This window comes from Paraburkholderia unamae, from assembly GCF_003268775.1.
GTDB classification, from domain to species: Bacteria; Pseudomonadota; Gammaproteobacteria; order Burkholderiales; family Burkholderiaceae; genus Paraburkholderia; species Paraburkholderia unamae.
This window is the reverse complement of record NZ_QLSU01000029.1, coordinates 21,001-39,313: the sequence shown is the minus strand read 5'-3', so window position 1 is coordinate 39,313 and position 18,313 is coordinate 21,001. Positions and strand designations below refer to the sequence as shown.

20 protein-coding genes are annotated in these 18,313 nt (G+C 67.6%); 13 read left to right on the top strand and 7 right to left on the bottom strand.

What is annotated here, in order from left to right:
- Positions 1-8 precede the first annotated feature (8 nt).
- Together C7401_RS34165 and ygfZ are read right to left on the bottom strand one after the other, a co-directional pair.
- Positions 9-863, bottom strand: a complete 855-nt coding sequence (locus tag C7401_RS34165; protein WP_112176310.1) for an NRDE family protein — start codon at positions 861-863, stop codon at positions 9-11.
- 91 nt (positions 864-954) lie between these two features.
- Positions 955-1,986, bottom strand: a complete 1,032-nt coding sequence (gene ygfZ / locus C7401_RS34160; RefSeq protein WP_112176308.1) for a CAF17-like 4Fe-4S cluster assembly/insertion protein YgfZ — start codon at positions 1,984-1,986, stop codon at positions 955-957.
- A gap of 77 nt (positions 1,987-2,063) precedes the next feature.
- On the opposite strand from ygfZ, the gene mltG reads away from it, so the two are divergent.
- From mltG to C7401_RS34110, 10 genes are all read left to right on the top strand, one after another.
- A complete protein-coding gene (gene mltG, locus C7401_RS34155; protein ID WP_112176306.1) occupies positions 2,064-3,074 on the top strand; it encodes an endolytic transglycosylase MltG in 1,011 nt (336 codons plus the stop codon).
- Complete coding sequence (gene tmk, locus C7401_RS34150; protein WP_112176305.1) at positions 3,075-3,695, top strand: dTMP kinase; 621 nt, start codon at positions 3,075-3,077, stop codon at positions 3,693-3,695. It begins immediately after the preceding gene.
- Between the two features lie 86 nt (positions 3,696-3,781).
- Positions 3,782-4,825, top strand: a complete 1,044-nt coding sequence (locus tag C7401_RS34145; RefSeq protein WP_112176303.1) for a DNA polymerase III subunit delta' — start codon at positions 3,782-3,784, stop codon at positions 4,823-4,825.
- Positions 4,826-4,852: 27 nt separating this feature from the next.
- Positions 4,853-5,638, top strand: a complete 786-nt coding sequence (locus C7401_RS34140; protein WP_112176301.1) for a TatD family hydrolase — start codon at positions 4,853-4,855, stop codon at positions 5,636-5,638.
- A 66-nt stretch (positions 5,639-5,704) separates the two neighbouring features.
- Complete coding sequence (locus C7401_RS34135; protein WP_112176299.1) at positions 5,705-6,442, top strand: ankyrin repeat domain-containing protein; 738 nt, start codon at positions 5,705-5,707, stop codon at positions 6,440-6,442.
- 85 nt (positions 6,443-6,527) lie between these two features.
- Positions 6,528-6,890, top strand: coding sequence for a Rap1a/Tai family immunity protein (locus tag C7401_RS34130; RefSeq protein WP_028207010.1), 363 nt, complete (start codon positions 6,528-6,530; stop codon positions 6,888-6,890).
- 242 nt (positions 6,891-7,132) lie between these two features.
- On the top strand, positions 7,133-8,425 hold the full coding sequence (locus C7401_RS34125) for a mechanosensitive ion channel family protein (protein ID WP_112176297.1): 1,293 nt from the start codon (positions 7,133-7,135) through the stop codon (positions 8,423-8,425).
- 103 nt (positions 8,426-8,528) lie between these two features.
- Entirely contained in the window at positions 8,529-9,935 is a 1,407-nt protein-coding gene (gene otsA / locus C7401_RS34120; RefSeq protein ID WP_112176295.1) for an alpha,alpha-trehalose-phosphate synthase (UDP-forming), read from the top strand.
- Between the two features lie 127 nt (positions 9,936-10,062).
- Entirely contained in the window at positions 10,063-11,229 is a 1,167-nt protein-coding gene (locus tag C7401_RS34115; protein ID WP_112176293.1) for an AAA family ATPase, read from the top strand.
- A 250-nt stretch (positions 11,230-11,479) separates the two neighbouring features.
- Positions 11,480-12,547 carry a glycosyltransferase family 4 protein gene (locus C7401_RS34110; protein ID WP_112176292.1) on the top strand — a complete coding sequence of 356 codons (1,068 nt, stop codon included), beginning with the start codon at positions 11,480-11,482 and terminating at the stop codon, positions 12,545-12,547.
- Between the two features lie 32 nt (positions 12,548-12,579).
- Here the strand turns inward: C7401_RS34110 and C7401_RS34105 are convergent, their stop codons facing one another.
- The 3 genes from C7401_RS34105 to C7401_RS34095 form a co-directional block, all read right to left on the bottom strand.
- A complete protein-coding gene (locus tag C7401_RS34105; RefSeq protein ID WP_112176290.1) occupies positions 12,580-13,167 on the bottom strand; it encodes a BPSL1445 family SYLF domain-containing lipoprotein in 588 nt (195 codons plus the stop codon).
- A gap of 128 nt (positions 13,168-13,295) precedes the next feature.
- Complete coding sequence (locus C7401_RS34100) at positions 13,296-13,739, bottom strand: hypothetical protein (protein WP_112176288.1); 444 nt, start codon at positions 13,737-13,739, stop codon at positions 13,296-13,298.
- 311 nt (positions 13,740-14,050) lie between these two features.
- A complete protein-coding gene (locus tag C7401_RS34095) occupies positions 14,051-14,371 on the bottom strand; it encodes a PsiF family protein (RefSeq protein WP_112176286.1) in 321 nt (106 codons plus the stop codon).
- Between the two features lie 205 nt (positions 14,372-14,576).
- Between C7401_RS34095 and C7401_RS34090 the strand changes: the two genes are divergently transcribed.
- Positions 14,577-14,873 (top strand): YciI-like protein, encoded by a 297-nt coding sequence (locus C7401_RS34090; RefSeq protein WP_112176284.1) that lies wholly within the window; start codon positions 14,577-14,579, stop codon positions 14,871-14,873.
- An 8-nt stretch (positions 14,874-14,881) separates the two neighbouring features.
- Here C7401_RS34090 and C7401_RS34085 read toward each other — a convergent pair whose 3' ends face one another.
- Positions 14,882-15,556: a phosphoribosyltransferase gene (locus C7401_RS34085; protein ID WP_112176282.1), complete on the bottom strand. Its 675-nt coding sequence runs from the start codon at positions 15,554-15,556 to the stop codon at positions 14,882-14,884.
- A gap of 261 nt (positions 15,557-15,817) precedes the next feature.
- On the opposite strand from C7401_RS34085, the gene C7401_RS34080 reads away from it, so the two are divergent.
- Positions 15,818-16,039, top strand: coding sequence for a hypothetical protein (locus C7401_RS34080; RefSeq protein ID WP_112176280.1), 222 nt, complete (start codon positions 15,818-15,820; stop codon positions 16,037-16,039).
- 47 nt (positions 16,040-16,086) lie between these two features.
- Here C7401_RS34080 and C7401_RS34075 read toward each other — a convergent pair whose 3' ends face one another.
- Positions 16,087-16,944 (bottom strand): LysR substrate-binding domain-containing protein, encoded by an 858-nt coding sequence (locus C7401_RS34075; protein ID WP_112176278.1) that lies wholly within the window; start codon positions 16,942-16,944, stop codon positions 16,087-16,089.
- Between the two features lie 159 nt (positions 16,945-17,103).
- Here C7401_RS34075 and C7401_RS34070 point away from each other — a divergent pair, with 159 nt between their 5' ends.
- Complete coding sequence (locus C7401_RS34070; protein ID WP_220092886.1) at positions 17,104-18,264, top strand: 2-aminoethylphosphonate--pyruvate transaminase; 1,161 nt, start codon at positions 17,104-17,106, stop codon at positions 18,262-18,264.
- Positions 18,265-18,313 lie beyond the last annotated feature (49 nt).

Here is an 18,313-nt window from a genome sequence, read left to right as displayed (position 1 = left end):
CAGCGCTGTCAGCCCGCCGCAACCGTGAACGCTTCCTCACGCTCGAACGCGCCCGGGCGGACGATGCGGTGCGAGCCGTCGTCGTCGCTGCGCTCCAGCGCTTCCACATCCAGTTGCGCGCCGCGCACGCTCACGCGCAGCGCCGTCGTGCCGCGCGTGCCGTAGTCGGGCGTTTCGATGAACGCCGCCGAGAGCGCGCGTTCGCGTTCGAGGGGAATGCCCGTGGCGGGCAACTCGCGGTCGGGTGCGACGCGCGGGTCGCGCATCATCTCCACGAGCCGCGTGAGCGGCGCCTGCGTTGCGCTCGCCGCCAGTTCGGCGAGTTCCGCGCGCTTGCGCACGAGCTTGGGCCACGGCGTGTCGAGCACGGCGTTCGAAATGCCGTGCGTGCCTTCGGGCAGCAGGGCGGGTGCGCGATCCGCACGGTTGCAGTACCAGGCGAGTTCGCGCCGCGCCCAGTCGCCGACGATCAGATTGAAGCCGTTGTACAGATCGCCCGAGCGCGCCACCTCGTCGAGATAGCCGAGCGGCGTCGTGGGCAGACCCTGTGCGCCGGTGAGCCAGCGCGAGACGAGCGTGCCGCGCGTGGGCGCGTCCGGGCGCATGTCGTTGGGCGCGCGATAGTTCGTGAGCGCCGCGAAGCGGCCGCCGCGCGTCATGCCGAGCCAGGTGCCACCGCCCACGAGATCGCGGCCCGCCAGCACGCCCTCGGGGGAGCTGCCCGGCGACGTGATGTCGTCCGTGGCGCGCCACCAGTGCAGCGGCTCGGCCGTGCGGCGCAGGAATTCGTCGCGGTTGGCCGCAAGCGTGAAGAGCGCGCCCGCGCTCGCGTGCGGGCGCCAGTCGAAGACGATCAGGCACATGGGATGGGCCCTTGCAGGGTCGGGGGTGGCGCCGCGCCAGCACCGCGCGGGACGCGAGGCGCCGCGTGCGCGGACAGCGCGGCGAGTATCGTCAAACTTCGGTTGGCAGTGCGTACGGCAGCGGCAGCATGCGCAGCGCGGGGCCGTCTGCGGCGCCCAGGTGCACGGTGCCGGTTTCGAGCGCGGCAAGCTTGATCTCGGCAAGCAGATCGACCCCGCCTTCGGGGGCGGCCGCCGCGTTCACGACCATGCCACACGGCTGGCCCGGATCGTCGGAATGGAACAGCTCGACGCCCGGATGCACGACGTCAAGCCCGGCCGCGACGTTGGCGAGCGCGGTGCGGCGCTTGATCGTTCCGCGGTACTGGCTGCGCGCCACGATTTCCTGGCCCGGATAGCAGCCCTTGCGGAAGTTCACGCCGCCCAGCACGTCGTAGTTGACCATTTGCGGCACGAACTGCTCGCTCACCGCCTGGGTGATGCGCGGCTCGCCCGCGCGGATGTCGAGCCAGTCCCACACGGCGGGAGACACGCGCGTGAGCGCCCCGTCGAGCTTCGCGAGGCGCGCCTCGACGGCATCTTTGGGGCCGACCCACAGGTAGCGCAGGCTGCCGGCCGCGTCGGGCATGCGGATCAGCGTGCCAGAGGGGTCGTCCACCTTCACGTGCACGCCGTCGGGCAGCGCGTCGAATTCGGCCGCGAGCGCGCCGCGCACGTCGCCGGCAAGGCCTACCACGAGCAGCTTGTCGCTGTCGTCCGTGAGTTTCGCCTTGGCGCGCAGCACGAACATCGAGAGGCGCTTTTGCACGGCCGGCTGCACGTCCTTCGAAATCAGCAGGCGGATCGTGTCGCCGGTCTTCCAGGTGAGGAACGAGGCGAGCAGGCGGCCCTTGGGCGAGCAGTAGCCCGCGAGGCGCGCGCCGGTCACGTCGAGATGCTGGATGTCGTTGGTGAGCTGGCTATGCAGGAAGCTCGCGGCGTCGTCGCCATTGGCGTCGATCACGCCGAACTGCGGCAGGATCGCGTAAGCGCCGCCCTTCAGGGCGGCATCGAAGTTCGCCGCGGCGTGGGTCGCGGATTCGGGGGCGGAAAGCGTGGATGCGGGATCGAGCGATGAGTTCATGGATTCGGGGAACAGTCAATCCTGACTTTAGCGAAGGCAAGCAGTTATTATATGAGGTCCCCCTGAGTCGTGTTTCCATGTCCCTCCTGAAGAAATGCCTTGTTGCCGGCGCCGCGCTAGTCGTGATTGGCGCCGCCGCGGCGGGCGGCGTCTGGCGCTGGGCCACCACGCCGCTCGAGCTTGCCACTCCACAGCTCGACGTCACCATCAAGCCGCACAGCACCGTGCGCAGTGTCACCTTGCAGTTGCGGCGCGGCGGCGTGCCCGTGCAAACGCAGCTTTTCGTGCTCATGACACGCGCGCTCGGGCTGCAAAGCCAGCTCAAATCGGGCAACTACGAATTCAAGGCCGGGATCACGCCCTATGACGTGCTCCAGAAGATGGCGCTCGGCGACGTGAACGAGTCGGTGGCCACCATCATCGAAGGCTGGACCTTCAAGCACATGCGCGCCGAACTCGACGCGAATCCGGCGCTGAAACACGACACGGCGGACATGAGCGACGCCCAGCTGCTCGCCGCGATCGGTGCGCCGAGCGCGCCGAACGGCAACGGCGAGGGCCTGTTCTTTCCCGACACCTATCTGTTCGACAAGGGTTCGAGCGATCTGGGGGTGTATCGGCGCGCTTACAAGCTGATGCAGACGCGTCTCGCCGAGGCGTGGGCCGCGCGCGCGCCGGGCCTGCCGCTCAAGTCGCCCTACGAGGCGCTGACGCTCGCCTCGCTCGTCGAGAAGGAAACCGGGCGGGCGGGCGACCGTGCGCTCGTGGCGGCGGTATTCTCGAACCGTCTGAAGGTTGGCATGCCCTTGCAGACCGATCCGGCCGTGATCTATGGCCTTGGCGACAGCTACGCCGGGCATTTGCGCAAGCGCGATTTGCAGTCGGACACTCTTTACAATACTTACCTGCGCCTCGGTTTGCCGCCGACTCCGATCGCGCTGCCCGGCGTGGCGGCGCTTCAGGCGGCGCTCAATCCGGCATCGACGGCGGCGCTGTACTTCGTGGCGCGCGGCGATGGCAGCAGCGTTTTTTCTGACAATCTCGTCGACCACAACAAGGCCGTCGACAAATACATCCGGGGTAACTAAATGGCGCGGGGCCGATTCATCACGTTCGAGGGCATCGACGGCGCGGGCAAGACCACGCATCTCGCCTGGTTTCGCGACCAGCTCGCCCAGAAGCTGGCGCCCTCGGGCCGCACGGTCGTCATGACGCGCGAGCCGGGCGGCACGCCGCTTGGCGAGGCGGTGCGCGAGATCGTCCTGCATCAGCCGATGGACCTCGAAACCGAGGCGCTCCTGATGTTCGCGGCGCGCCGCGAGCACCTCGCCAAGGTGATCGAGCCGGCGCTCGCGCGTGGCGACTGGGTGCTCTCCGACCGCTTCACCGACGCCACCTTTGCCTATCAGGGTGGCGGCCGGGGCCTGCCGCGCGACAAGCTCGAAACGCTGGAGCGCTGGGTGCAGGGCGGTTTCCAGCCCGACCTCACGGTGCTGTTCGACCTGCCGCCCGACACGGCGAGCGAGCGGCGCGGCGCCGCGCGCGAGCCGGACCGCTTCGAGAGCGAAACCGACGCGTTCTTCGTGCGCACGCGCGCCGAGTACCTGCGCCGCGCGGAAGAGGCGCCGTACCGTTTCGCGATCGTCGATTCGTCGCAAGGCATCGAGGCGATTCGCAAAAAGCTCGAACACGTGATTGCAGACCTTTGATTGCAAAGCGGCATCGCGTTCTCCTATAGGTCGCGCGAGCTTCGCCCAAACGCTCGCGAAGCTCGCCTAACCGGTTGATTCAAAAGATGATCTATCCCTGGCAAACCGACGACTGGCAACGCTTGCAGCAATTGCGCAGCCATTGGCCGCACGCGCTCCTGCTGCACGGTCAGGCGGGCATCGGCAAGCTCCAGTTCGCGCAGCATCTGGCGAAGGGCCTGTTGTGCGAATCGCCGCAGGCCAACGGCGAGCCCTGCGGCGCGTGCGCGGCGTGCCACTGGTTCGAGCAGGGCAATCATCCCGACTACCGGATCGTCGTGCCCGAGGCGCTGGCCGGTGAGATCGGCCCGGCCGGCGAGGACGACGCCAAAGCCGAAAAAGCCGACAAGGGCGAGGGCGAGGAAGGCAAAAAAGGCCGCGCGCCGAGCAAGGAAATCCGCATCGAGCAGGTGCGCGCGCTGCTCGATTTCACGAGTGTGGGCTCGCACCGGGGCGGGCTGCGCGTGGTCGTGCTGTACCCGGCCGAGGCGCTCAACGTCGCCGCCGCCAACGCACTCCTGAAAACGCTCGAAGAGCCGCCCGCGGGCGTGGTGTTCCTCGTGGTGTCGGCGCGCATCGACCGGCTGCTGCCCACCATCATCAGCCGTTGCCGCCAGTGGCCCATGGGCACGCCCGCGCCCGAGGCCGCCACGGCGTGGCTCGCGCAGCAGGGCGTGGACGACGCGCCGGCGCTGCTGGCCGAATCCGGCGGCGCGCCGCTCGCGGCGCTCGCGCTCGCCAGCGACGCCAACCGCACGCTGCGCGACTGGACGCTCGCCCAGCTCGCGGCGGGCCCTTCCTGCGACGCTTTCGCGTGCGGCGAGACGCTCCAGAAGCTGCCGGTGCCGCTCGTGCTCGGCTGGCTGCAACGCTGGGTCTACGACCTGCTGGCCGAGCGCACGGCGGGCCGCCCGCGCTATTTCCCGCAGGCGGGCGCGGGGCTCGCGCGCTGCGCCGCGAAGCTCGACGCGGCGGCGCTCGCGCGCTACATGAAGACCGTCACGCGCCAGCGCGCCGTGGAGAACCACCCGCTGAATGCGCGCCTCGTGTTCGAGGAACTCTTTCTCGGCTATCGTGAGCTCTTTGCCTGAGCCGACTCATCCATCGCAGGACCACCCATGTTTGTCGATTCGCATTGCCACATCAACTTCGAAGGCCTCGGCGACCGCTTGCCGCAGGTGCTCGAGAACATGCGCGAGAACGCCGTCACGCACGCGCTCTGCGTCTCGGTCGATCTCGAAACGCTGCCTTCGGTGCTCGATATCGCGAGCCGCTATGAGAACGTCTATGCCTCGGTGGGCGTGCACCCCGACCACGAGCACATGCGCGAGCCGAGCGTGACCGAACTGGTCGAGCTGGCCGCGCACCCGAAGGTGGTGGCGATCGGCGAAACGGGGCTCGATTACTTTCGCCTGGGCGAGCGCACGATCGCCGACATGGAGTGGCAGCGCGAGCGCTTTCGCACGCATATCCGCGCCGCGCACGCCACGGGCAAGCCGCTCATCGTGCACACGCGCGCAGCCTCGGACGACACCCTGCGCATCATGGAAGAGGAGCGCGCGGGCGAGCCCGGCGGCGTGATGCACTGCTTCACGGAGCCGTGGGCGATTGCCGAGCGCGCGCTCGCGCAGAACTTCTACATTTCGCTTTCGGGCATCGTCACGTTCAAGAGCGCGACCGATGTGCAGGAGGTCGCGCGGCGCGTGCCGATCGAGCGCCTTTTGATCGAAACCGATTCGCCTTACCTTGCGCCCGTTCCATTTCGTGGCAAACCCAATGAACCTGCGTACGTCAGCCATGTCGGAAGATTCATTGCGCAGCAACGCGGATTGCCGGACGCCGAACTCGGCGCTGTCACCACGCAGAATTTTTTCCGGCTCTTCAAGATCCCGCCGCAGGCCTGAGCACCGGTCGCATGCTGTCAATTTTGTTAGATATCAACGAGATAGCAGATAACGTTAAGGCTTGACATGAACTCAAAACCGCTTTCGCACACCAATCCCGCCAGGAACGCCGTTCGCCGCACCGCCGCCGCGCTTGCGCTCGGTGTCGCCGCCACGCTGTTCGGCGCGGCCGCGGCACATGCCGCGCCGATCGACTCGCTCGTGAAGAGCGTCAAGTTCGACGACGACAAGGGTGTCCAGAAAGCGCTCGCGAACGGCATGGACCCGAACGCCACCGACGACCAGGGCATGCCGCTCCTCGTGCTGGCCGCGCGTGAAAAATCAGACAAGGTCGGCGCGATCCTGCTCGATAACCCGAAAACGAACATCGCTGCCGAAGACCGCGCGGGCGAAAACGCGCTGATGCTGGCCGCGCTCAACGGCGACGTCGACTTCGTGAAGCTGCTCATCACCAAGGGCGCCGAGGTCAACAAGAAGGGCTGGACGCCGCTGCATTACGCGAGCGCGAACGGCAACGACGACGTCGTGAAACTGCTGATTGGCTATTCGGCCGACGTCAATTCGCTCTCGCCCAACGGCACGACGCCGCTCATGATGGCGGCGCGCGGCGACCATCTCACGACGATCCAGATGCTGCTCGAACGCGGCGCGACGCTCGGGGCCAAGAACCAGATCGGCATGACCGCGCTCGATTTCGCGCGCCAGTACAAGGCGCCGGACGCGATCAAGGACCTCACGGCGCGCATGACCCAGGCCGGCTTGCCCACGGCGAGTACGGCAGCGCCGCAAAACAGTGCAAAATAATGGGGTTAAAGGCGGCCGCGCCGAAGAGGCGCGGCCGCCTTGCGGCGCGCGAAGCGCCGCTCCCCACGACAATTCAAGGAGAACCATGCTGCGGGTTCTGATCTGTGCGGGCGCGATGGCGTTGCCGCTCTCCGCTTTTGCATTCACGGCAAGCGACCTCAATCGCCTTTGCACGAAGACCGACGTGGCTTCGCGCAGCGCGTGCGCGGCGTATATCGAAGGCGCCGCCGACGGCATCTTCAACACCATCGACGCGATCGGCGGGACCACCGGGCCGCGCGTCGGGCAGTACTTCTGCCTGCCGCCGGACGCCCGTTCCGCGCAGCTCACCGACGCGGTGCGCAAGTACATCGCCGACAACCCCAACGTGGCCGGCTACAACGCGAGCACGGCCATTTCGCTCGGGCTCGGCAAGGCGTTTCCCTGCAAGACCGGCAACGGGAGCTGATGCCGCCCCGTTCGCCATCACGCTGTCACTAGCTGCACGTAGCAAGCGCGGCGCGGCGGATTGCCTTGCCGCGCCGCAATCTTCGAGGCCACGCTGCCACCGGTTCCCGGCGGGCGGCGGCGGCCAGGGCGCACAAGGACGCTCGTCTTCCGAAAGAGGCGAGCCGCGCCGCTTCCGTCCGCGGGCCTGCGCCCGTGCCGTTTCCAGGAGTTGCCGTATCGCTCAGGAGGAACAGGCCGCAGATGCCGACACTCGACGACTTCTCCCGTCTCGCCGACGGTCCGCTGCAAAACTGGTTCGGTACGCTGATCGTGAGCGGCTTCGCGCTCGTCTTCGCGGTCGCCGTGCACTGGCTCGGCAAACGCGTCATGCGGCGCATCGCGCGCCCGTATCCGCGTGTGAATGCGTTCGTGCGCTACGTGCAAAAGCCCGCGCTGGCCGTGCTGGTTGTCCTCGCGCTGGAGTTCGTCTGGTGGCAGGCGCCCGATACGCTACGCTTCATCGGCAGCCTGCGTGAGCTCTGCGCGTTCGCATTGATTGCGGCGATGACGTGGTTCTCCGTGCGCTGCGCGGCCGCCATTGGCGAGGCGATCATTGCCGCGCATCCGCTCGACATCGCCGACAACCTCCAGGCCCGCCGCATCCACACCCAGGCCCGCGTGCTCGCGCGCACGGTGATGGTACTCATCATCATCGTCGGGCTCGGGTCGGCGCTCATGACCTTCCCGAACGTGCGGCAGATCGGCGCGAGCTTGCTGGCCTCGGCGGGCGTGGCCGGTCTCGTCGCCGGTATCGCGGCACGCCCCGTGCTAGGGAACATGATCGCCGGTTTGCAGATCGCGCTTTCGCAACCCATCCGGCTCGACGACGTGGTCGTGATCCAGGGCGAATGGGGGCGCATCGAGGAAATCACGGGCACCTATGTATCGGTACGGATCTGGGACCAGCGGCGGCTCATCGTGCCGCTGCAATGGTTCATCGAGAATCCGTTCGCGAACTGGACGCGCAGCAGTTCGCAGATCATCGGCACGGTCTTTTTGTGGCTCGACTACCGTATGCCGCTCGCGCCGCTGCGCGAGGCGCTGGCGCGTATCGTCGATGGCGCCCCCGAATGGGACCGCCGCGTGCAGGTTTTACAGGTCACCGACGCCAACGAGCGCGCCATGCAGGTGCGCGTGCTGGTGAGTTCGCGCGATTCGGGCCTGAACTTCGATTTGCGCTGCCGCGTGCGCGAAGGGCTGCTGGACTTCGTGAACGAGCACTATCCGCAATTTCTGCCACGGGCGCGCGCCGAGGTTTCGGCGGAGCTCGAAAGCAGCGCGGACGAACTGCCGGCCTTTGCGCGACGCCCGGCGCGTCAGGCGGCCTCCAGCACGGCGGCGCATACCGAGGCCGATCCGGTCACGGGTACGCGCGTGCCGGGCGCGGGCGAACACGATGGTCCGGTGGGGCAGCCCGCCGCCGCTCCGAAGCACGCGCAGGCTGAATCCGGCGCGCGTGAGCCGGTGGCGGAGAGCCGCCGCGGGGACGGTTGAGATGTCGTTGCATGAACAACGATAAGGGAACACCAAACGACAGCGCCGCACGCTGCCGGGGCAGACGATGCGGCGCGCGCAAGACTGGAGGAGGAACCGCAAGATGGGCAGACTGATAGTCGTCTCGAACCGCGTGGCCACGCCGACGGAAACCAAAGGCTCTGCGGGCGGACTCGCGGTCGGCGTGTTTGGCGCGCTCAAGGACGCGGGCGGCGTATGGTTCGGCTGGAGCGGCGACGTGGTGAGCGAGACGGTGGCGAACGCGGGACCGACGCTCGTCGAAGACGGCCATGTCACCTTCGCGACGGTCGGCCTCACGCGCAAGGACTACGATCAGTACTACCGGGGTTTTTCTAACGCCACGCTCTGGCCGGTGTTCCATTACCGCAACGACCTCGCGCGCTACGAGCGCGACGAATACGCGGGCTACCGGCGCGTGAACGCCTGGCTCGCGCACAAGCTCATGAAGCTGATTCACCCGGACGACAACATCTGGGTGCACGACTACCACCTGATCCCGTTCGCCGAGGCGCTGCGCTCGGAGGGCGTGCGCAACCGCATCGGCTTCTTCCTGCACATTCCGTTTCCTTCGCCGCAGGTGTTGCAGACCATCCCGCCGCACGACGAACTCGTGCGCTCGCTGTGCTGCTACGACATGCTCGGCTTCCAGACGCGCAACGACCAGCAGGCGTTTCACGACTACATCGTGCGCGAGTCGCACGGCAAGGTCACGGAGACGGGCGGCGACCACGAGCACGGCGAGGCGCAAGCCTACGGCCGCAAGCTGCGCACGGGGGTCTATCGCATCGGCGTGTTTCCCGACGAGATCGCCGCGCAGGCCGCGCGCTATGAAAGCCGCCAGCACGTGCTCGACCTCAAGCAAAGCCTCGAAGGGCGCAAGCTCATCATGAGCGTGGACCGGCTCGATTACTCGAAAGGGCTCGTCGAGCGCTTCCATGCGTTCGAGCAGTTGCTGGAGACGTCGCCCGAGTGGCGCGGCAAGGTCACGCTCGTGCAGATCGCGCCGCCCACGCGCTCGGACGTCGCGAGCTACAAGGTCATACGCGAGGAACTGGAGCGGGAGGCGGGGCGCATCAACGGCCGCTATTCCGGCCTCGATTACACGCCGATCCGCTACCTGAGCCAGCAGTACGACCGCTGGAAGCTGATGTCCTTGTTCCGCGAATCGCAGGTGGGTTACGTGACGCCGCTGCACGACGGCATGAACCTCGTCGCCAAGGAATACGTGGCCGCGCAGAATCCCGACGATCCGGGCGTGCTCGTGCTCTCGATCTTCGCGGGCGCGGCGGCCGAACTCACGGGCGCGCTGCTCGTGAATCCGCACGATGCGACCGGCATGTCGGAAGCGCTGGAACGCGCGCTCTCGATGCCGGTCGAGGAGCGCCGTGCGCGCTACCAGACCAACATGGAGGCGCTCAGGCGCAACGACCTCGGCGTGTGGCGCGACAACTTCCTGCGCGATCTCGCGGCGGTGCCGCAGCCGCGCTGACCCTTGGCGCATGCCGCCCTGACGCAGGCCGCGCCCCAGCACGCGCTTGCGGCTCGATGCCTCGATGTCTTTGCGCGATTGCGTATGATGCTGCGTTGGCTTCCCACGGCACTTACCCCGCACGTTCATGCTCACCACGCTCGCCATCGCCAATTACCGCTCGCTGCGCGAGCTTATCGTGCCGCTCGGCGCGCTCAATGTCGTGACCGGCCCGAACGGCAGCGGCAAGTCCAATCTCTATCGCGCGCTGCGCCTGCTCGCGCTCACCGCGCGCGGCGGCGTGATTCCGTCGCTCGCCAGGGAGGGCGGCCTGCAATCCACCCTATGGGCCGGGCCCGAGCGCTTTTCGCGCGCGGTCGCCGCGGGCGAGTACGCGGTGCAGGGCACGGTGCGCAAGGATGTGGTGAGCCTGCGCCTGGGCTTTGCGGGCGACGCCTTCGGCTACGCGATCGATCTGGGCTTGCCGCTGCCTTCATCGACCTCGCAGTTCTCGCTCGATCCGGTGATCAAGCGCGAATGCATCTGGAACGGGCCGTTGCTGCGGCCCTCGGCGCTGCTCGTCGACCGCCAGGGGCCGATGATCCGCATTCGCGACGAGAGCGGAGAGTGGACCACGCTCGCGCAGCCCGTGGCGAGCTTCGACAGCATGATGACGGAGTACGCCGACCCGCGCGGCGCGCCCGAAATGATCGCAGTGCGCGAGCAGATCCGTTCATGGCGCTTCTACGACCACTTCCGCACCGACGAACATGCAAGCGCGCGCCAGGTGCAGATCGGCACGCACTCGCCCGTGCTCGCCGACGACGGCGCGAATCTTGCCGCCGCGTTGCAGACGGTCCGCGAAATCGGCGACGGCGCGGCGCTCGACACCGCGATTGGCGACGCCTTTCCGGGCGCGCGCGTGGAGATCGTGAATCACGACGGCCGCTTCGAGGTGGCGCTGCGCCAGGAGGGGTTGCTTCGGCCGCTGCGCGGCGCGGAGCTCTCGGACGGCACCTTGCGTTATCTGCTGCTCACGGCGGCGCTGTTGAGCCCGCGCCCGCCGGGACTCCTCGTGCTCGACGAGCCCGAGACGAGCCTGCACCCGGACCTGCTGCCGTCGCTCGCGAGACTCATCGCGCGGGCGTCGCAGCACTCGCAGGTCATCGTCGTTTCGCACGCGGCGAGGCTCGTTGCCGCGCTGGAGCGCGAGGCGGCGAGCCAGTCCATCGTGCTCGAACGGCGGCTCGGCGCAACGGGGTTCGCCGACCCTGACACGGTTGACGCCCCCGCATGGAAGTGGCCCGCGCGGTAGTGTTTAGCCCGGTTGTTTCGGCATGTAACACCGTATAGAAATTGAAAGAGCCGAAGCATGGACGCGCAGCTTGTCGAATAATTGGGAAATCACGCTGTGCGGCCCACAGCGCTGAGCGCTGTTTGCGTCCGACCCCGTTTGCATCGCGCCCCCGCGCGGGCGCGGTAATTGTCGGGCCTGGAATGACCGGCCAACTGACAGGCCAACGCCGAGAGAAGGGACACCGCGGCCCCGTTTTCTGGAGACACCTATGAGAATTGCGCAGATCGCCCCGTTGACCGAGTCGGTACCGCCCAAGCTCTACGGCGGCACCGAGCGCGCCGTGTCGTACATCACCGAGGCGCTGGTCGAACTCGGGCACGATGTCACGCTGTTCGCGAGCGGCGATTCGCTCACGAGCGCGAAACTCGAACCCGTGTGGCCGCGCGCGTTGCGGCTCGACCCCGGCATTCGCGACCGCATCGCGCCGCACATGCTCCTCATGGAAATGGTGCGCCGTCAGGCCGACCAGTTCGACGTGCTGCATTTCCATATGGACTACTACTCGTTTTCGGTGTTCAAGCGCCAGGAAACGCCGTTCGTGACGACGCTGCACGGCCGCCTCGATCTGCCCGAGCAGCAGCCGGTGTTCGATACGTTCAATACCGCGCCCGTCATCTCGATCTCGAACGCGCAGCGCCAGCCCATGCCGCAGGCGCGGTGGCTGCGCACGGTCTACCACGGCCTGCCCGAGATGCTCTACACGCCGCAGCCCGTCGAGCAGCGCTATCTCGCGTTTCTCGGCCGGATTTCGCCGGAAAAGCGCGTCGATACCGCCATACGCATTGCCGGGCGCTGCGGTCTGCCCATCCGTATCGCGGCCAAGGTGGACGAGGCCGACCGCGAGTACTTCGAGCGCGACATCAAGCCGCTGCTCGCGCTGCCGTACGTCGAATTCGTCGGTGAGATCAACGACAGCCAGAAAGCCGAATTCCTCTCCGGCGCGCATGCGCTGCTGTTTCCGATCGACTGGCCCGAACCGTTCGGCCTCGTGATGATCGAGGCGATGGCGTGCGGCACGCCCGTGGTCGCGTTCAATCGCGGCGCGGTGCCGGAAGTGGTGGACGAGGGCGTATCGGGCTATATCGTCGAGGACGAGATCGGCGCCGTGGCGGCGGTCAATCGCATTGGGCGTATTTCACGTGCGGGCGTGCGCCGCCGCTTCGAGGAGCGCTTCACGTCGCACCGCATGGCGCAGGAGTACGTGCAGGCGTATCAGGCGGTGATTCGCGCGAACAAGCGCTCGCGCTTCAAGGTGATCGACACGTCCACGAGCTGAGCGCGCAGACGTGCGATGAACCGGGGCGAGACTTAGAGCGCGAGCTTCGTGATCTTCGTGCCGCCGAGCGAGAGATCGCCGATCAGGCCGCTGTTGGTGAGCACGAAGACTTCCACCGGATGGGTGCCCGTGGTGGTGTCGATGGTGCCGTTCGCGCCGACCTTCACGAGTGCGACCGAAGCGTCGCCGCCCACGGCCCAACCGTTCGAATTGCGGAATTTGTCGAGCGCTTCCTGCGTCATGAAGAGATAGATGACGGACTTCGACTGCACGCCGAGCGTCGCGCCGACCGAGGCCGACGAGGTGCTGAAGTAGCCAACCGTGCTGCCGCCCACGCGCAGCGCGCCGTCGCCGTGTTCGCCGCCCACGCCGATACCGGCCTGGATCACGCGCGGGAAGACGAGAATGCCGCGGGCCTTGCCAACGAGCTCGCGCGAACCCGGCACGGTCTGGAACAGGCGCGACAGCGCGGCGTCGGTGTCGGAGTCGATTGCCTGCGCGCGGGAGGCGTTCGTGGCGGCGCTGGGTGCGTCGCTGCCGGTGGTGGTACAACCCGAGAGTGCTGCCGCGCCAATGGCGATTGCTACAGAAGTCTTCAAAATGAAGCGGGATGCGGTCATCTTGTTCTCCGTTCTGGTTGCCGTGCGCCGCAATGCAGCGACGCTGCTCGCGTTATAACACGAACGTTTCCTTCCGCACTTTGAGGTTGCGCAGAGCAAGCACGCAGCAACGCCATATGGGATAAGCGCTAGCGTTCCGGCACCGGTTTTGCCGCCGGGCGGCGCAGTGCGCGGCGCACGCCGCCGAGCAGCACGCCGATGCCGAGCAGCACGGCCGCCGGCACGACCCAGTAGCCGACGAAGGCGTGCCACAAGTAGCTTGCGAGCGTCGAGCGCCGCATCGCGTATTCGTTGCGCGCCTCCTGCTGGCGCTGCGCGTTCGCTGCAAGCACCGCGGCGGGACAACCGGCCGCACGCGCGGTTTCGGGCGTGCCGTGGCAACGTAGCGGGGCGCCTGCGGCGCGCTCGGCGTCGCTGAACGTCCAGGTGGTCAGCGCGCGTTGCAGGTCCGCGCGGTTATAGGCCATTTCGTCCTGAATCTCGCGTACAGCGACGATCATCACCGGCACCAGCCAGAAGACCATCACCAGCAGCCAGCGGCGAAACCAGCGGTTCTTGTGTCTCCATGCCATCTGCGCCTCCGTTCGATGCCTTTGGCATCAACGTCAACGCGGCGCGCCCGATGGCTTGTGTGTGATTGTGCGAGGGAAGGGAACGCCGCTGGAGCCATCATAGGAGAAAAACGGCGCGGCCGAATGAGGGCGACTACGTGGGGCAGCTGCGTGGGACTGCCAGGAATCGTGCTTCAACGTGATGATTCGCACAACGGATTACCTGTGCGAGCCATGCGGCCAGTCGCATTGCAGCGCACAAAATCCGCGCGCAAAAAAACGCCGCAGCACAGGCTGCGGCGCGCGGTTACTGCGGACGAGGCCGGTGTCGCTTAGCTCTTCGTCGAGAGGCACTGCTTCATGAACGCCTTGCGGTCGTCGCCCTTCTTGTCGGCGGCCTGGGTGTTGCACGCCTTCATGCGTTCCTGCTGGCTCATCGTCGGCGCCGGGACGCCCGCGGCCGAGAGGCACTGCTTCATGAACGCCTTGCGCTCGTCGCCTTTCTTGTCGCCGGCCTGGGTGTTGCAGGTTTTCATCTTGTTCTGCTGGCTGTTCGCGGCGGGCGCCGAAGCGGGCGCGGCGGTTTGCGCGAACGCTGGCGCGGCCAGCACGCCGCCCAGCACGATTGCAGCAATGACGGATTGCATCTTCATCGTTCACTCCCTTGGATTTGGACGTTGTCGGTAGACGTGCGGCCATGCCGTAATGGCAGGTGCGCTTCGCGCGGCCATCATTATGGCAAAGCCGCCATTAAAACGACGCGGCCATGTGTTCGGTTGACGTGCGCGCTGCTGCACAATGTCCGCTACCGGCCGGCATGCGGGTTTCGCCGTGGCCGCAACGCCTGGGAGAGCACATATGCACTACCTCTTGATGTACGAACTCACCGACGACTATCTCGAGCGCCGCGCCGAGCACCGCAGCGCGCATCTGGCGCTGGCGTGGGCCGCCGCCGGGCGCGGCGAGCTGCTGCTCGCGGGCGCGATTGCCGAGCCCGTGGACAATGCGCTGCTGCTTTTTCAGGGCGACAGCCCGGCCGCCGCCGAGGCATTCGCACGCGCCGATCCTTATGTGCTCGCGGGGCTCGTGAAAAGCTGGCGCGTGAGGCCGTGGCAGACCGTGGTGGGCGAGTACGCCGCGAATCCGGTGCGCTAGAGCCCGGCTCAGGCGGGCCCGGCTGCGTTGCCGCCGTCGTCAGCGGCGGCTGCGTCCAGCAGTTCACGCACCGTTTCGTCGTCGACCTGGTCGAAGTCGAGATAGAACTGACCGACGCTGTAGAACGTCGCGGGCATGCGCGCGCAGACGAATTCGTCCACGGCGCCGGTGAGGCGGTCTTGCGAGCCCGCCGGCGCGACGGGCAGGGCGGCGACGATGCGCGCGGGGCCGAGCGTCGCGAGCGCATGGGCCGCCGCCTTGAGCGAGGCGCCGGTGGCCATGCCGTCATCGACGACAATCGCCACGCGTCCCGCCACCGCGAGCGGCGCGCGCTCGCCGCGATAGCGCGCCTCGCGGCGGCCAAGCTCGATGCGCGCGAGCGCCATCGCGCTTTGCAGTTGCGCTTCGCTCACGCCGGCGGTGCGCACGAGCGCGCTGTCCACGTACTGCGCGCCGTTCGACGACAGCGCGCCCATGGCGAGTTCCGGCTGCCAGGGCAAGCCGAGCTTGCACACGGGCAGCACGTCGAGCGCGACCCGCAGCGTCCGCGCGATTTCGTAGGCCACCGGCACGCCGCCGCGCGGCAGGGCGAGCACGATCACGTCGCGTCTGCCGGCATAGGCCGAAAGCTGGGCGGCGAGCAGGCGGCCCGCTTCTCGCCGATCGGTATAGGGGCGTTCCATCAGGCATGTCTCCCATCAATTCCCGTGCAACGCAGTGCCGGGCGGAACGATGCGCCCAGTGTGCCACGCACTGCCGGACAAGGGTTGCGGGGTTTTGCATAGTGGGCGCGAAAAATCGCGCGCAGCGGGCCGGGCGCGCATGCCGCCATTCGCGCAATCCAATGGCGCACGACGCTCATTTGCATACGCGGATTTCTCGTTTGGCGCGCGCGCGCCGCCTCGCTACGATGAAGTCGATCCCGCCACTGACGAGGTCCCGACATGTCCGAATCCGCTTCCTTCAAGCCGCGCGTCGTCGAACCGGTCGCGCCCGATGCGCCCGACGGACTGGGGCTCGCCGTCGAGCTTTGGCTCGCGCGCCCGGTCGAGGGCATCGCGGGGCATGCGCTGCGCATCCATTTGCGCCACGGTGCGCGCATGGAGCAGGCCGAAACGCTGCGCGACCTGCTGCACGCGGTAGGCACGGATATTGTCGTGTCCTGAGGCCGGCGCAGGAATGCGCGAGTCAGCACCAGTCAGCGGAAGCGCGTTCAGTCGAGCGGCGTCGCAAAGAGCGCGTCGAGCAGATTCGAGGACGAGGTGTCGGCGAGCCGCGTGAGCGATTCGACCATGCGCACCTGGCAGTCCGCGAGCGGCAGCATGCGGATACGCCTCGACTCGCCGAATTCCGCATGCGCGATCACGCCCACGCCCACGCCCTGCGCGATGGCCGTTTGCAGGGCCTCGCGGCCGTCCACATACAGCACGGGCTGCACCTGTAGCCCTTTGCACACGAGTTCGGCTTCGAGCAGTTGCTGCGTGACCGAATGCGTTTCGCGAAACACCATCGGCTCGCGCACGAGTTCCTCATAGGTCATGCGGCGCTTTTTCGCGGCGGGGCTGTCCGTGGGCACGACCGCCACGAGCGGTTCCTCGCGCAGCACGCGCGCCTGGAGCCGGCTATGCACCTGGCGCGCGGCCGTAATGGCGGCGTCGGCCTCGCTCGCGAGCACGCGGCGCATGCATTCGGTCGCATTGGCGATCGAGAGCTTGATCACCACACCGGGATAACGCCGCCGGAACGCGCCGATCAGCTTGATGGCGAGATCGGGCGCGTCGGCGGCGAGGGCGAGCTCGCCCGATTCGAGCGCGCCCGCCGCTTCGAGCAGGCGCCGCGCGTCGCGCTCGCAGCCCACCATCTGACGCGTGACCGCGAACAGGCGCCGCCCGAGTTCGGTCAGCTCGACGCTGCGCGGCCCGCGCTCGAAAAGCTTGACCCCGAAATCCTGTTCGAGCCGCCGCACATGGTCCGACACGGCCGGCTGCGTGAGCGAGAGCGCCTGCGCGGCGCGCGAAAACCCGCCATGTTCGGCGACCGCGTGAAAAGCGCGCAACTGGGCGTATTGCATGTCGAAGCACTCCGCAAGATGGTCACGAAAAAGTCATAAAAGTGCCGGGCGCGACCGATAAGTAAGGCTTATATCGACATCGATTATATCGATTTTACCGATGCATGGCGCTGCGCTAACGTGTCGGCATCGACTGTCCTGATGCCCACCGGAGCCCGCATGACCCTCCCCGCCGAGCCGTATCTCCTGACCCCCGGCCCGCTCACCACGGCGGCCTCGACCAAGGCCGCGATGCAGCGCGACTGGGGCTCGTGGGACGCCGACTTCCGCGCCATGACCGCACAGTTGCGCCGCGCGCTGCTCGACATCGCGGGCGACGCGCAGGGCGACTACGACTGCGTGCCGATGCAGGGCAGCGGCAGCTACTGCGTGGAGGCGATGCTCGGCAGTTTCGTGCCGCGCGACGGCCACGCGCTCGTGCTCGCCAACGGCGCGTACGGCAAGCGCATCGCCTCGACGCTGCGCTACCTGGGCCGCCGGCACACCGTGCACGACACCGGCGACTACCTGCCGCCGCGCGCCGCCGACGTCGAGCGCCTGCTCGACGCGAACCCGGACATCACCCACGTGGTCGTGGTCCACTGCGAAACCAGCTCGGGCATCCTGAACCCGATCGAGGAGATCGCCGCGGTGACGGCGCGCCACGGCCGGCGCCTGTTGATCGACTCGATGAGCGCGTTCGGCGCCGTGCCGCTCGACGTGCGCACGCTGCCGTGCGACGCGTTCGTGTCGTCGGCGAACAAGTGTATTGAAGGCGTGCCGGGCTTCGGCTTCGTGATCGCGAAGCAGAGCGTGCTGCGCGAGGCCAAAGGCGTGAGCCACTCGCTCGCGCTCGACGTGCACGACCAGTGGGACGTCATGAACCGCACCGGGCAGTGGCGCTTCACGCCGCCGACGCACGCGGTGGCCGCGTTCATCGAGGCGCTGCGCCTGCATGCGCTCGAAGGCGGCCAGCCCGGCCGGCTCGCGCGCTATGCGCACAACCGCGACGTGCTCGTCGAAGGCATGGGCGCGCTCGGCTTCGAGCCGCTGCTCACCGAAGGCTGGCGCTCGCCGATCATCGTCACGTTCTTTTCGCCCGCCGATCCGGCATTCGACTTCGCGCGCTTCTACGAGCTCATGAAGGCGCGCGCTTTCATCATTTATCCGGGCAAGCTCACCAGCGTGGAGAGTTTTCGCATTGGCTGCATCGGCGCGCTCGACGCAAGCGTCATGCGCCGCGTGGTGGAGGCCTGCGGCGAAGCGCTGCGCGCGCTCGGCGTGGCGAGCGCCGCGCCCGCGACGGCCGACCTCGGCGCGCGCGAAGCCCTCGCGGCGTGATCCGGCTATGCGTTCGCCTCAACGCATGGGCGGCGCAACGACTTCACAG